Annotated in this window: 16 protein-coding genes; 12 read left to right on the top strand and 4 right to left on the bottom strand. The window is 35.6% G+C overall.

Going from position 1 to position 13,786, the window contains the following annotated elements:
- Positions 1 to 231: 231 nt before the first annotated feature.
- On the bottom strand, positions 232 to 1,458 hold the full coding sequence (locus JO950_RS15140) for a folylpolyglutamate synthase/dihydrofolate synthase family protein (protein ID WP_202703414.1): 1,227 nt from the start codon (positions 1,456 to 1,458) through the stop codon (positions 232 to 234).
- A gap of 131 nt (positions 1,459 to 1,589) precedes the next feature.
- Here JO950_RS15140 and JO950_RS15135 point away from each other — a divergent pair, with 131 nt between their 5' ends.
- Complete coding sequence (locus tag JO950_RS15135) at positions 1,590 to 2,282, top strand: MotA/TolQ/ExbB proton channel family protein (RefSeq protein WP_017498783.1); 693 nt, start codon at positions 1,590 to 1,592, stop codon at positions 2,280 to 2,282.
- A 3-nt stretch (positions 2,283 to 2,285) separates the two neighbouring features.
- A complete protein-coding gene (locus tag JO950_RS15130; protein WP_026110223.1) occupies positions 2,286 to 2,681 on the top strand; it encodes a biopolymer transporter ExbD in 396 nt (131 codons plus the stop codon).
- Positions 2,682 to 2,817: 136 nt separating this feature from the next.
- Here JO950_RS15130 and JO950_RS15125 read toward each other — a convergent pair whose 3' ends face one another.
- The 3 genes from JO950_RS15125 to JO950_RS15115 all read right to left on the bottom strand — a co-directional run bounded on the left by JO950_RS15125 (position 2,818) and on the right by JO950_RS15115 (position 5,898).
- A complete protein-coding gene (locus tag JO950_RS15125; RefSeq protein WP_202703413.1) occupies positions 2,818 to 3,714 on the bottom strand; it encodes an energy transducer TonB in 897 nt (298 codons plus the stop codon).
- Between the two features lie 238 nt (positions 3,715 to 3,952).
- Positions 3,953 to 5,179: a Glu/Leu/Phe/Val dehydrogenase dimerization domain-containing protein gene (locus tag JO950_RS15120; RefSeq protein WP_202703412.1), complete on the bottom strand. Its 1,227-nt coding sequence runs from the start codon at positions 5,177 to 5,179 to the stop codon at positions 3,953 to 3,955.
- 143 nt (positions 5,180 to 5,322) lie between these two features.
- The gene (locus tag JO950_RS15115; RefSeq protein WP_202703411.1) at positions 5,323 to 5,898 is read right to left on the bottom strand and encodes a chalcone isomerase family protein; all 576 of its coding nucleotides are present in this window, start codon (positions 5,896 to 5,898) and stop codon (positions 5,323 to 5,325) included.
- Between the two features lie 492 nt (positions 5,899 to 6,390).
- On the opposite strand from JO950_RS15115, the gene JO950_RS15110 reads away from it, so the two are divergent.
- From JO950_RS15110 to JO950_RS15065, 10 genes are all read left to right on the top strand, one after another.
- Positions 6,391 to 7,533: an acyl-CoA dehydrogenase gene (locus JO950_RS15110; protein ID WP_026110222.1), complete on the top strand. Its 1,143-nt coding sequence runs from the start codon at positions 6,391 to 6,393 to the stop codon at positions 7,531 to 7,533.
- 106 nt (positions 7,534 to 7,639) lie between these two features.
- Positions 7,640 to 8,317 carry a Crp/Fnr family transcriptional regulator gene (locus JO950_RS15105; RefSeq protein ID WP_202703410.1) on the top strand — a complete coding sequence of 226 codons (678 nt, stop codon included), beginning with the start codon at positions 7,640 to 7,642 and terminating at the stop codon, positions 8,315 to 8,317.
- Between the two features lie 93 nt (positions 8,318 to 8,410).
- On the top strand, positions 8,411 to 9,007 hold the full coding sequence (locus JO950_RS15100; RefSeq protein WP_202703409.1) for a peroxiredoxin-like family protein: 597 nt from the start codon (positions 8,411 to 8,413) through the stop codon (positions 9,005 to 9,007).
- 6 nt (positions 9,008 to 9,013) lie between these two features.
- Positions 9,014 to 9,472, top strand: coding sequence for a YHS domain-containing (seleno)protein (locus tag JO950_RS15095; protein WP_202703408.1), 459 nt, complete (start codon positions 9,014 to 9,016; stop codon positions 9,470 to 9,472).
- A gap of 4 nt (positions 9,473 to 9,476) precedes the next feature.
- Positions 9,477 to 9,866: a DoxX family membrane protein gene (locus tag JO950_RS15090; RefSeq protein ID WP_070907936.1), complete on the top strand. Its 390-nt coding sequence runs from the start codon at positions 9,477 to 9,479 to the stop codon at positions 9,864 to 9,866.
- Between the two features lie 2 nt (positions 9,867 to 9,868).
- The gene (locus JO950_RS15085; RefSeq protein WP_202703407.1) at positions 9,869 to 10,357 is read left to right on the top strand and encodes a DinB family protein; all 489 of its coding nucleotides are present in this window, start codon (positions 9,869 to 9,871) and stop codon (positions 10,355 to 10,357) included.
- Positions 10,345 to 11,055: an NRDE family protein gene (locus JO950_RS15080; protein WP_202703406.1), complete on the top strand. Its 711-nt coding sequence runs from the start codon at positions 10,345 to 10,347 to the stop codon at positions 11,053 to 11,055. The genes JO950_RS15085 and JO950_RS15080 overlap by 13 nt, the downstream gene beginning before the upstream one ends.
- A gap of 10 nt (positions 11,056 to 11,065) precedes the next feature.
- Complete coding sequence (locus JO950_RS15075; RefSeq protein ID WP_202703405.1) at positions 11,066 to 12,100, top strand: D-alanine--D-alanine ligase; 1,035 nt, start codon at positions 11,066 to 11,068, stop codon at positions 12,098 to 12,100.
- A 3-nt stretch (positions 12,101 to 12,103) separates the two neighbouring features.
- A complete protein-coding gene (locus JO950_RS15070; RefSeq protein WP_202703404.1) occupies positions 12,104 to 12,760 on the top strand; it encodes a hypothetical protein in 657 nt (218 codons plus the stop codon).
- Between the two features lie 28 nt (positions 12,761 to 12,788).
- Positions 12,789 to 13,766, top strand: a complete 978-nt coding sequence (locus tag JO950_RS15065; RefSeq protein ID WP_202703403.1) for a M20/M25/M40 family metallo-hydrolase — start codon at positions 12,789 to 12,791, stop codon at positions 13,764 to 13,766.
- The last annotated feature ends 20 nt before the right edge of the window (positions 13,767 to 13,786 follow it).

The following is a 13,786-nucleotide window of genomic DNA, read 5'->3' as shown; positions in this document are numbered from 1 at the left end:
CCCCGACCCCCTCGGTGTAAACGAGGTGCTCTGAACCAGCTGAGCTAATCGCCCTATTTTATTAGGTCGCTATCCTTCGTGATTGCGAGTGCAAATATACGCTAGTTTTTGAGTTCTGCAAAGAAAATCGAATAAAAAATAAAACTTTTTTGAAAAGGTTTTGTATCTCGCTGTTTATGAATTTGTTATTAAATTGGTTTTTTGCAGTTTTTTTAGTCTAAGAACTTTTGTTTAGGCAAGAGGCAATTCAGCGACTACAAAAGTGCTTCCTCCAACGTAAATGAAATCATTTTTTGAAGCATTTTTTCTGGCTGCGACATAAGCATGTTCTACTGAGTCATAATTTTCCCCTATTAAATGGTGCTTTTTAGCGGCTTCATTTAAAATTTCAGTCTTTAGACCCCTGGACGAATTTGGACTGCAAAAATAGTATTGTGCATTTTTAGGAAAAAGAGGTAAAATAGAATCGAGATCTTTGTCGTTTACAACTCCCAGCACAATATGTAAATTTTCGAAACTTTCTTTTTGGATTTGTTTGATTACAACAGCCAGTCCGTGCTGGTTGTGGGCAGTATCACAGATGATCTTTGGGTTTTCTCCCAATTGCTGCCATCTGCCTTGTAAACCGGTATTTTTTACAACCTGTAATAAACCGTTTTTTAGATTTTCGTCTGAGATTTTAAACTCATTTTGAGAATCTAATATTTGGATGGTTTGCTGTACCGTTTTTTTATTGTGAAACTGATAATCGCCAATTAGATCGGAAGGAAAAACTTCTGTGATTAAATCGGAAGCAAAATAAATAGGAGCTTCATTTTCTTTTGCTTTGGCTAAGAATACGGGTTGAGTTTCAAAGGTGTATTCTCCAATGACAACAGGAACATTTGGTTTTATGATTCCGGCTTTTTCACCCGCAATTGCTGCCGGGGTATTTCCTAAAAACTGAGTATGGTCTAAATCGATGTTGGTAATAACGGATGCTAATGGTGTGATTATGTTGGTCGCATCGAGTCTTCCGCCAAGACCAACTTCGATAATAGCAATGTCAGTTTTCTCTGAAGCGAAGTAATCGAAGGCTAGTCCAACAGACATTTCGAAAAAACTCATATCATTGGCTTCAAAAAAGTTTTTGTGTTTGGCTACGAATTGACAAACAAAATCTTCGGAGATTTCCTGTCCATTAATTTTAATTCGTTCTCTAAAATCTTTAAGGTGCGGAGAGGTATACAATCCTACTTTATATCCGGCTTCCTGTAAAACTGAAGCCAGCATGTGCGAGGTCGATCCTTTACCATTGGTTCCGGCAACGTGGATGCATTTTAACTGATCTTGAGGGTTGCCAAGATGTGCGGCCAGCAACTTAATATTAGTCAAATCTTCTTTGTATGCCGAAGCTCCCTGAAGTTGGTACATTGGAAGCTGATTAAACATCCAGTTTGTGGTTTCCTGATAGTTCATTGAATTGAGTTAAAATAGTTTCGAATTGAAATAATTTTCATTTTTTTTAGTTTTATAAGGGAGTGAAAATTATCTTTATTGCAAATTTCAAATATTTTTTAGAATTAATTATTAAAAACAAGAATTAATATATGTTTAGCTACATTCAATTACAAGCTGATACCATCGCAAATGCCTCAAACGTAGTTATCGAAAAGATTGCACCTGAAAATGAAATTTCAATGTTTGGGTTTATTATGAAAGGGGGAGTTTTCTTAATTCCGATTGCACTGTTATTATTTTATACTATTTATATCATTTTTGAACGTTACTTATATATCAAAAAAGCATCAAGAATCGATTCGCGATTGATACAGGATGTGGGAGATAAATTAAATGCCGGAAATATTGAATTAGCCAGGACTATTGTAGAAAGAAGCGATACGGCAGCAGGAAATATTCTGAAAGAAGGTGTGCTGGTTATTGGAAGGCCAATTGCTGAGATTGAATCAAACATGGACCGTGCCGCTGATATTGAAATTGGTGAAATGGAAAGAAATTTGGGGCATCTGGGACTTATTGCCGGAATTGCACCTACGCTTGGTTTTATTGGAACTATTTCGGGTGTAATTAAGATTTTCTACAGTATTTCGGTTACTGAAAATATCAGTATCGGAAATATTTCGGGAGGATTGTATGAGAAAATGATCAGCTCGGGTTCCGGATTAATTGTGGGGATTATTGCCTATAGTGCTTATCATTTACTGAATGGAAAAATTGATGATTTTGCGTTGAAGATTCAGAAACAAATATTAGAATTTGTCAATATAATTCAAAGAGCATAAGGTATGTCTATCAAGAGAAAAAGAAGGTTTCATGCTGAAGTGGCGACATCGTCATTAAGTGATATTATGTTTTTCCTGTTGTTGTTTTTCCTTATTATATCAACACTTGCGAATCCTAATGTGATTAAAATGACATTACCGAAAGCCAAAGCCAATGAAAAAACAAATAAACAATTAATTAGTTTGTCTGTTACCGAAGATAAAAAGTTCTATATCGACAAAGTGCCTGTTGAATTTGATGCATTGGAAACCACTCTAATGTCGAAAATTGGAGCCGACAAGCAGCAAACTGTAGTGGTTCGAATTCCGTTTAATCTTCAGGTTCAGGATTTAGTTGATGTGTTGCAAATCGGAGTGAAGAATAATTTAAAGTTTGTAATTGCCACCAGTCCGAAGTAAGACAAACACACAGTTTTGTTCTCTTGGGGCGACGGAAAAAAGAATAAACTACTTGATGAAAATAAAAAAGGCTTTCAGAATTTCCTGAAAGCCTTTTTTATGGAAACAGATTTATGTAAATCTGTATAATTTGTGTTTAATCCAGACTGAAATTGTAAATTATTTTTCCAACCTGTTTTGCAGCTGCTTTGTCGTCTGCTGACCATTTTGTGTTCAATGCCGCTATTTTTGCCTGTTCCAGTAAACAGCTTGCGGTATTAGTTGTTCCTTTTATTCCTGCAGTTGCGCTAATGGTTTTGCCATTTTGGTCTACGGTAACTTCTACCACTACTTTTCCTTCTTCATTGCAGGTATATTTTGGTGCCGGTTTAGACAGTGCTTTGCGTCCGTTTAACGAATATCCAGATCCTCCACCGGAACCGCCGCCACTTCCTGGGCCATAACCGCTTCCGTTACCAATTCCATTGCCGGTTCCGTTGCCACCGCCAGTTCCTCCTCCGGAACCTCCCGTTCCATAATATCCGTTCGAACTTAGACTGCCGTTCGCTTTTCCTTTGTTTCCAGCTGCTTTATCATCACCATCCCCGCCTTTATTGGATCCTTTTAAGATACTTGATAAGGCATCGTTTGTAGAATTGGAAACTTTTGGTTTCTCAGGAATCGGTTTCGCTTCCGGTTTTACAACGGGTGTTGCTTTTTTTGGTTTTTCTTTTGTTGGAATTGCAACACTTTCGTCGGTTGTGGTATTTTCCTGAGTTAAAATTGCTTCGTCTGGTGTTGCTTTTGCCGGAGTTTGTCGGGCTTCGTTTTTTACATTTATAACTTCGCTTTTATAATTTGCTCCCGAGCCTAAATCGCTGTCTCCAAAATTTACCGTAACACCTCCGCCACCTCCGCCGGAAGCCAAAGCCACATTGTTCTCCGGATTGTAAGGAGGCCAAAAGCGTATGAAAAATAACAACGCAATGAGTACTGCATAAATAACAGTAGTGAGTAGTAAGGATTTCTTTTGATCTGAAGAAATGGAACTCATTTTTATTCTGAATTTTGAAATTGTATTAATTAAAAAACGCTTAAAAGTAGTAAAAATTGTTTAGAATAGAAGAGGAGGGGATTTTGTGACTGAATGTTTTTTGCAGGCAGATTTTGCCGATTTGCACAGATTTTGTAATTAATGGGGAAGCGGAATCAAAAAGGATCAGCTGAATTAGCATGAAACATAAAAAAAGGCCAGATGTTCATCCGGCCCGTTTTGATAAAGTATAAAAAAATTATACTAGTTGTTTCAATGCAATTTCAAAAGCAGTTGCACTGATATTTGTTTTGGATGGATTTAAAGTGTGAGCTTTAACAATCGCATTTTTTATAATTTCTGAAGTATCATTGAAAATATCTTCGTCCGTCATCTGAACTTTTTTCTCCATGAAATAAGCAAAAACTCTTGCCATTCCACAGTTTGAAATAAAATCAGGAATCAAACTTACTTTGCGATCCACTTCTTCCATGATCGAACCGAAGAAAATTTCTTTATCAGCAAAAGGAACATTTGCTCCACATGAAATAACTTCTAATCCATTTGCGATTAAGTTGTCGATTTGCTCCTGAGTTACCAATCTTGAAGCCGCGCAAGGGGTGAAGATTTCGGCACCAATCGTCCAGATTTTAGTGTTGATTTCGTCAAATGGGATCATGTTATCGGCAACTAATTTGTTTCCGTCTTTATTTAAAAACAAAGTTCTGATTTCTTCAAATGAAAAACCGTCTTCTTTTATTAATCCTCCATCGCGGTCAATAATTCCGATTACTTTAGCACCCATTTCGGCCAAATAGAAAGCGGCAGCTGAACCGACATTTCCAAATCCCTGTACAATTGCTTTTTTACCTTTGATGTCTCCACCGTAAGTGGCATAGAAATGACGAGCTGCTTCGGCAACACCATAACCGGTAATCATGTCGGCAACCGTATATTTTCGGGTTACATCAGGAGAGAACTTTGGGTTTTCGATTACTTTGATAACACCCTGACGCAATTGTCCGATTCTATTAATTTTATCTGCTTCGGTAGGTTTGAAGTGTCCGTTGAAAACACCTTCCTGCGGATGCCATACACCACATTCTTCGGTCATTGGAATTACTTCGTGAATTTCATCTACATTTAAATCTCCCCCAGTTCCGTAGTAACTTTTTAATAAAGGTGAAACGGCTTTGTACCAACGTTGTAATACTCCTTTTTTACGTGGATCATTTGGGTCAAAATTTATTCCTGATTTGGCACCTCCAATGGCTGGTCCTGAAACAGAAAATTTAACTTCCATGGTTTTGGCCAACGATAAAACTTCATTCATATCTAAGCCTTTTCTCATTCTTGTTCCTCCACCCGCAGCTCCACCGCGCAGTGAGTTGATAACAGTCCATCCTTCGGCTTCTGTTTCGGAATCTTTCCAGTTAAAAACAATTTCAGGTGCTTTATTTTCAAATTGCTGTAATAAATCTTTCATTTTGTTGAGATATGTTTAGTTTGCGTAAAAGTATAAAATAGAATAATGCGAATAATGTATCTCGTGTCAAATTTTTATCGAAGAGAAAAAAGAAAGCCGAAAACAATACGTTTTCGGCTTTTGAATTTTATAAATCTAACAAATTAGATTCCTAATAAGTGTTTTTTTAATGTCTCATCAACGGGTTTGTCTGAAAGCCAGATTCCGAATAATGCTTTTTTGAAATCAAATCCAGGAATTTTTCCTTTCAAAACTTCATTTTTGTAAACATTGACTGTTTGATCAAGCGGATTATAAGCAAGAACAAATACATCTTTTTCAGTAATCATGTCACTTAAAAAAGTTTTAAATTCTTCGATTCGGGGACGTAATTGCGTAAGATTGCTTCCCGTAGATTTTTCGAAACCGGCATTCATCGCTTTGGTCAGTTTACTTGAAGAAACCATTGAAGAAGTAATTTCAATTCGGATTGCCATTTCGGTATCGCTGTCAATAATAAATTGTGGATCCTGACTTAGCTGCGATAAATATAAGGCCTGAACATAAACTTCCAACCACATTTTTGATCGGCCTCCAGCACCATTAAGCTGTAAAGTTTTGCCTTGAAATTCAATTTTTCTTGGAACTGTTACGCCATTCACATCAAGCTGAGTCTGGGCTGAAACGGTTGAGAATTGTATACTAAAAAGGAATGTAAGTAGAAGTAAACTTTTTTTCATGTTTTATGGAAATTATAATTATTGAGCAAAAATAATGTTAATTTATCAATTTTATAGCGTTCTTAAATATGTTTTTTTTGACTCAATTTTGCTTTTTTTGTTTGTATAAGATTAGTAATCAAATTAGTAAGAGTTGTTTTACGGGAAACCGTATATTTTAAGAATTGTTTAATCTTTTGAAAAAACTAAACTTTACTAAAACTTTAGAATCGGACTTTTTTGATCGTGTATTTTATTCTTGTTTTTTAGAGTAATGATTGCAAATTTGATGCGTGTTACGCTAAATTTTTAAGATTATAACGAAAACGTTATCGTAATTATTGCCGATCTAGTAAATTTATATGCGCGCATTGTTAAACTCACTTTTAAAATTTATCTTTGGAAGCCTTTTTACAGAAAAGAGCAATTCAAAAAAACAAAACAAAAATAACCGTCATCTTAATTTCGATATTTTAAATCGGGTTAAGCTGAGAAAAATAAAACAGGATAACTATGGATTTTAATCTTACCGAAGAACATTTAATGATTCAACAAGCTGCAAGAGATTTTGCTCAAAACGAATTGCTGCCGGGAGTTATTGAACGTGACGAAAAACAAATTTTTCCGACAGAACAAATAAAAAAAATGGGGCAATTAGGATTCCTGGGAATGATGGTTGATCCTAAATATGGAGGAAGCGGACTGGATGCCATTTCTTATGTAATTGCGATGGAAGAAATTTCAAAAGTAGATGCATCAGCTTCTGTAGTGATGTCTGTAAACAACTCATTAGTTTGTTGGGGACTGCAGGAATTTGGAACTGAAGAACAAAAACAAAAGTATTTACCAGGTTTAGCATCAGGAGAGATTCACGGAGCATTTTGTTTGAGTGAGCCTGAGGCGGGTAGTGATGCTACTTCACAAAAAACAACTGCGGTTGATATGGGAGATCACTATTTGGTAAACGGAACGAAAAACTGGATTACCAACGGAAATACAGCATCTGTTTATTTAGTGATTGCACAAACGGATCCGGAGAAAAGACACAAAGGAATCAACGCTTTGATCATGACGAAAGACATGCCGGGCTTTTCTATTGGGCCAAAAGAACAAAAAATGGGAATCCGTGGTTCTGATACACACTCTTTAATGTTTAGTGATGTAAAAGTTCCTAAAGAAAACAGAATCGGAGAAGACGGTTTCGGATTTAAATTTGCCATGAAAACGCTTGCCGGAGGGCGTATCGGAATTGCTTCTCAGGCTTTAGGAATTGCTTCAGGAGCTTATGAACTGGCTTTAAAATATTCTAAAGAGCGTAAAGCTTTTGGAACTGAAATTTGCAACCACCAGGCCATTGCTTTTAAATTGGCAGATATGGCGGTTAATATTGAAGCAGCACGTCATTTGTGTATGAAAGCAGCTTGGGATAAAGACCAACATAAAAATTATGATGTAAGTGGTGCGATGGCGAAATTGTTTGCATCGCAAGTAGCAATGGATACCGCTGTTGAAGCGGTTCAGATTCATGGAGGTAACGGTTACGTAAAAGAGTACCATGTAGAGCGTTTAATGCGTGATGCAAAAATTACTCAGATTTACGAAGGAACTTCAGAAATTCAGAAAATTGTAATTTCAAGAGCTGTTATTGCAGGATAAATCTCTTCGAAACTTTGATAATCCAAACCCTTTCAGACTCTTCGATGTCTGAAAGGGTTTTTGTTTGGATTTTAATTTCGTTATATTTACAGAAATAAACTTTTTTATGTACGAAGATTTAAAATACTGGTATTTGCGGGACCACAAATTGTTTCGAACTTTGAGTTACTCGCAGATCAAGCAATTGTGTATTATCACAGGTTTTAAAAAAGCGTCAAAAGGAGAGATTATTTACTTTTCTACTTCAGATTTACCCCGCATTTTTTTACTCAAAAAAGGAAATATTAAAATCGTATCGATCGATGAAGAAGGTAATGAAACCATAAAAGACATCATTCAGAAAGGAGATTTATTTGGAGAACTGACTTTGGAAACGGATGCCAAAAATGAAGAATATGCAAAAGTACTTTCGGAGGATGTTGCGATTTGTAGTTTCCTGATGTCAGATTTTGAAGATTTATTGTTGAGAAATCCAACGCTCGCACTTTCGTATACCAAATTTGTCGGTTTGAAAATGAAACGGATTAAAAACAGTTATGCCAATTTAGTTTCTAAAGATGCCAAAACCAGATTGTATCAGTTTCTTAAAGACTGGGCCGATAAGGAAGGAGTAGCGGAAGGGAATTCGGTAACGATGGAAAACTATTTGACACAGAATGATATTGCACAAATTATTTGTACTTCAAGACAAACGGCAACCCAATTGTTGAACGAGATGGAAACGAATGAACTGATACATTACAATAGAAAAGAGATTGTTATTGTTGATATTACCAAAATCTAAATTATTTTAGGCTAAGTGTAAATTAGCCGACATTTGCCTTTTTCATACCACCGTAATTTTACATTATCAAATTAAGATGTAAAAGTAAAAATTATGAAAAAAGTATTTTTTATTGCTTTAGTAGCCTTATGTACTGTTGCTACTGCACAAAGTTCGCTTCCTAAAATGGCGACCGATATTGCTCCTTTATTAATAGGAGAGAAAATTCCAAATACCACATTAAAATCAGTTGAAAATGCAGCAGTAAAAATCTCTGATTTGCTTGAAAAGAAAAAAACGATTTTAGTTTTCTATCGCGGTGGCTGGTGCCCTTATTGTAATATGCACCTGCAGGCGTTAGCTGAAGCAGAGAAACAAATTCTGGATCTTGGATATCAGATTATTGCAATAAGTCCTGATGCTCCGGAGAATTTAAAAATTACAGAAGAAAAAGATAAAGTAAAATATACTTTGCTTTCTGATTCTGAAGGAGAATTTACCAAAGCGATTGGAATTGCTTATGAAGCTCCTGAAAACTATAAATCAGTAATTAACGTACATTCTAAAGGAGTCAATAAAAGTTTCTTACCCGTTCCGTCAGTTTTTGTTGTGAATCCAAATGGTGAGATTGCATTCGAGTACATTGCTCCTGATTTTAAGCATCGCATTTCGACTGAATTACTCGTTTCAGTATTAAAAAACCTAAAATAAAACAAGATGAAAAAGCTGTTATTTTTTGTATTGATTTTGGTTTCGGGTATTTCATTTGCTCAGAATGATGCGAAAAGATTAAGTCAGTACAATCTGGAAAATAAAGTAGCGATTCAGGGCTACGATCCTGTGGCCTATTTTAGTCCGGGAAAAGCGATTAAAGGGAAGAATGAATTATCAGCTTCTTATCAGGGGGGGATTTATAAATTTTCTTCAAACGAAAATAAACAGGAATTTTTTAAAAATCCCTCAAAATATGAACCGCAATACGGAGGCTGGTGTGCCTATGCTCTGGGAAGTTCCGGAGATAAAGTGGAAATAAATCCGGAAACGTTTAAAATTATCGACGGTAAACTCTATTTGTTTTACAATGCCTATTTTAATAATACTTTGAAAAGCTGGAATAAAAATCAGACCAATCTGAAAACGCAGGCCGACGAGAACTGGAAAAAAATAAACAGGTAACAAGATGGAAAAATCAGAAAAAATAATCTGGGCTTTAAGGATTATAGCGGCTGGAATTTTGTTGCAAACCTTGTTTTTTAAATTCAGCGGAGCAGAAGAAAGTATTTATATTTTTTCGACTTTAGGAATTGAACCATACGGAAGAATTGGATCAGGAATAGCCGAATTGGTTGTTGCGATTTTAATTTTAATTCCAAAAACAACATGGATTGGAGCTTTGGGCGGATGTGGAGTGATGGCGGGTGCTATACTATCTCATTTATTTGTTTTGGGAATTTCAGTTCAGAATGATGGAGGCTTACTTTTTTTACTGGCCCTTATCACCTTATTATGTTGTTTAGGATTACTTTATTTCAATAAAAGTAAATTGTTTAATCTTCTAAATTTAAAATAGCCATGTTACTAAAATCAATACGCCACAGTTTAGATGAACTCGATGATCTGTTAGGTCAATTGACAGATGCAGATTATGCAAGACCATGCCCTGCTCTCCATAATGCAACAATTGGCGAGCATTTGCGACACATTCTGGAAATGTTTATAGGTCTGGAAAAGGGTTACAATTCAGGAGTTGTAAATTACGATAACCGCGAGAGAAATATTCGAATGCAAACGGAAACTGCTTATGCAAAAGAACTTATAGCGGGAATAAAAGCAGATTTGAAAAGTGAGAACAAAACCATTTATTTAGAACAGGTAATAGATGGGCTTGCCCTTCGAATTCAAAGCAATTATTACAGAGAATTGTTATACAATCTGGAGCATTGTATCCACCATCAGGCTTTGATCAAAGTGGCCGTTATGCCGTTTAAAGATGTTTTGATTCATGAGAATTTTGGTGTGGCCCGTTCCACTATAGAATACAGAAAACAATGTGTACAGTAAGTTTCGTCAACCATAACGGAGTGGTAATGATTACTTCAAATCGGGATGAAAAAGTAATTCGTCCGGAAGCCATTGCACCCAGAAACTATTGTCAGAGCGGTAAAACTATTATGTACCCAAAAGATTCAAAAGCGGGAGGGACGTGGTTTGCCGTAGATAAAAACGGAACTGTGCTGGTACTTTTGAATGGAGGTACAGAGAAGCATAGGATTTCATTTTTGTATAGAAAAAGCAGGGGACTGATTGCTCTCGATATGATTTCGAGTTTGTCGCCCAAGGATTTTTGGGATGAAATTAATCTGGAAGATATCGAACCGTTTACATTGGTTTTGTATCAGAATGAAGAATTGTACGAACTGATTTGGGATGGTCTGGTAAAAATTAAGACATTGTTGGAGAGTTCAAAGAATCACATCTGGTCATCGGTTACTTTGTATCCTCCGGAGATTAGAAAGAAACGCTCCAATTGGTTTTTTGAATTTTTAGAAGGTAAGGATGAAATCTTCTCTACCGATATGTTAGATTTTCATAAAAACACTCAGAATGATGATTCTGAAAACGGATTGGTCATTAATAGAGAAAATGTTTTGAAAACACTTAGCATCACTCAGGTTGTAATCAAGCAGAATAAAGGTACTATGAAGTATTACGATTTAATTAAAACAAAGGAGTTCTCGACTTCTTTTATAAGTATTTAATGTAGTAAAGATGAAACTATTTTTTCATAAAGTAACCAATTGGGAGTACTGGCCTTTTAAAGTGCTGTACGTTCCTATTTATTTCCTTTGGGCCTATTATGCCATCAAAGCAAGATCAGTATTCTTCTTTAATGCGTCTAATCCGAAGATAAAAAACGGCGGGTTTATAATGGAAAGTAAAAAACAAATTTATGATTTGCTTCCCAGAGAATGTTATCCCAATACTATTTTGATCAAAGAGAATACGGGGCTAAATAATATTGTAGAAAAAATAGTCGAAAACAGAATTTATTTTCCTTTAATTGCTAAACCTGATATCGGTTTAAGGGGGGCCGGTGTGAAAAAAATAAGAAATGTTTTTGAGTTGAGTGAATATGCCGGTAAAGCAAATTTTGATTTCTTATTGCAGGATTTGATTCCATTTAAAAATGAAGTTGGTATTTTTTACGTGCGTCATCCACACCAAAAAGAAGGCAAAATTACCGGAATTGTTTCGAAAGAATTTTTAATTGTTACCGGTGATGGAATCTCAACGATTGAAGGGTTAATCTGTAAAACGCCAAGATTTCAATTACAGCTTGATGTTTTAAGAGAGGAATACGGAGATCAGTTGCAACAGGTTTTGAAATATGGTGAAAGAGTAAATTTGGTTCCTTTCGGGAATCATGCTCGTGGCGCAAAATTTTTGGATGGGAGCGATTGGATCACGCCAAAGTTAACCGCAATGATTGATAAAATTGCTAAAGAGGTTCCGGAATTTTACTTTGGGCGTTTTGATATTATGTACAACACTTTCGAAGAATTAGAACGCGGAGAAAAGTTTCAGGTTGTAGAACTTAACGGGGCAGCCAGTGAACCCACGCATATTTACGATCCGAAACATTCTGTTTGGTTTGCCTGGAAAGAACTGGCAAGACACATCACTTATATGTATGAGATCAGTGCTGCGAATCATAAAAAGGGAGTCCCATATCTGAATTACAAAGTTGGAATCCGGGAATACAAACTGCATTTGACTCAGAACAGTAAGATTGTAAATTTTTAAAAAATGAAAAGGTTAAAGAATATTTCAATCGGATTTTTGGTGAGCTTCATCGGATCGATCCCATTAGGATATTTAAATGTAGTGGGTTTGGAGATTTATTCAAAATCAGGACTTTTTAATTTGGTTTTCTTTCTGTTCGGAGTCATTTTTGTAGAAAGTTTTGTCATTTATTTTACTTTGCTTTTTGCCAGAGAATTAATCGGTAATAAAAAATTAATGAAGCTAATTGATTTTTTTGCTATCGGATTTATGTTTGTTCTGGCTTTTGTCTTTTATTATGGGTTTCATCAAACCGACAAGTCAAACGATAAATTAAGGGAGTATTTAGGGTATTCGCCATTTGTTATCGGAATGATTTTAAATTGTTTCAATTTTTTACAACTGCCTTTTTGGACGAGCTGGAATCTGTATTTGCTTAACGGAAAGCATATTGTCGTAGAAAAAAAGTTAAAATATTATTATATTGCAGGAACTTTGATTGGTATTTTTTTTGGGATGTTAAGCCTGATTGTGGTTTTACAGACTATTTTTGAAAAAAGTAATCCATTATCAAGGTACGTGATGCCTGTTTTTATTCCCGTATTTTTTATGGTTTTAGGGACTATTCAGGTATTTAAAGTGTATAAAAAATATTTTAAATCGACTGCTTTAGAGGTTTAGCTCCTGAAGCACAATTAAATCATTCTTTATGAAAAAACTTTATTTTCTACTTCCTTTTGTTTTTCTGGCCTGTAAATCAAATCCCGTTACAGTAAACACTACATCTTCAACAGCTGTTTCAAAACCTATTGAAGTTGTCTATAAAGTAAAAGAATCTGAAGTTTCAGATTTTCTGAAAGAACTGTCTTCCGATGAGATGGAAGGTCGTGAAACAGGTACAAAAGGTATCGAAAAGGCAGCCGCTTTTTTAGAAAATTTTTTAAAAAAGAACCATGTGGGACCTTATTTTACTGCTTATAAAGACACATTGACCAACTTTAAAACACCAGCCTATAATATTGTGGGAGTGATAGAAGGAACCGATCCTGTGCTGAAAAAAGAATTCGTGGTCCTGAGTGCGCATTACGATCACATCGGATTAGAGAAAAAACAACAGGCAGACGTTGTTTTTAACGGAGCGAATGATGATGCGTCCGGAGTTACAGCAGTTGCAGAGATGGCAAAGTATTTTAGTGAAACAAAATCGAACAAACGCAGTATTCTTGTTGTGTTTTTTGCCGGAGAAGAAAAAGGACTGTTAGGTTCTAAAAGCCTCGTGCAAAAACTTAAAAAGCAAAATTTTAATTTATACGCACAATTGAATATCGAAATGATTGGTGTACCTATGAAACGGGATTATTTAGCCTATATTACCGGTTTTGATAAAACCAATATGGCTGTGAAAATAAATGAATACACGGGTAAAAAGACTATTGGTTTTTTACCAAAAGAAGCAGAATACAAGCTGTTTTATAGATCTGATAATTATTCTTTTTATGAGGCCTTCAAAAAGCCATGTCAGTCTATAAGTACTTTCGACTTCGAAAACTTCGACTTTTACCACCATGTTTCAGACGAATTTAAAGTAATGGATATTCCACATATGACTTCTTTTATTCAGGAGTTTCTGCCGGCAGTGACCAAAATTGCAATCACACCTGCAGAAGAAATTACGATGAATAAATAATTCTGTCCTTTTATTCGATT

Origin of the sequence: Flavobacterium sp. UGB4466, from assembly GCF_903469665.1 — a bacterium.
Taxonomy (GTDB): Bacteria; Bacteroidota; Bacteroidia; order Flavobacteriales; family Flavobacteriaceae; genus Flavobacterium; species Flavobacterium lipolyticum.
The sequence above is the reverse complement of the archived record's forward strand: the minus strand, read 5'-3'. Positions and strand labels throughout refer to the sequence as shown.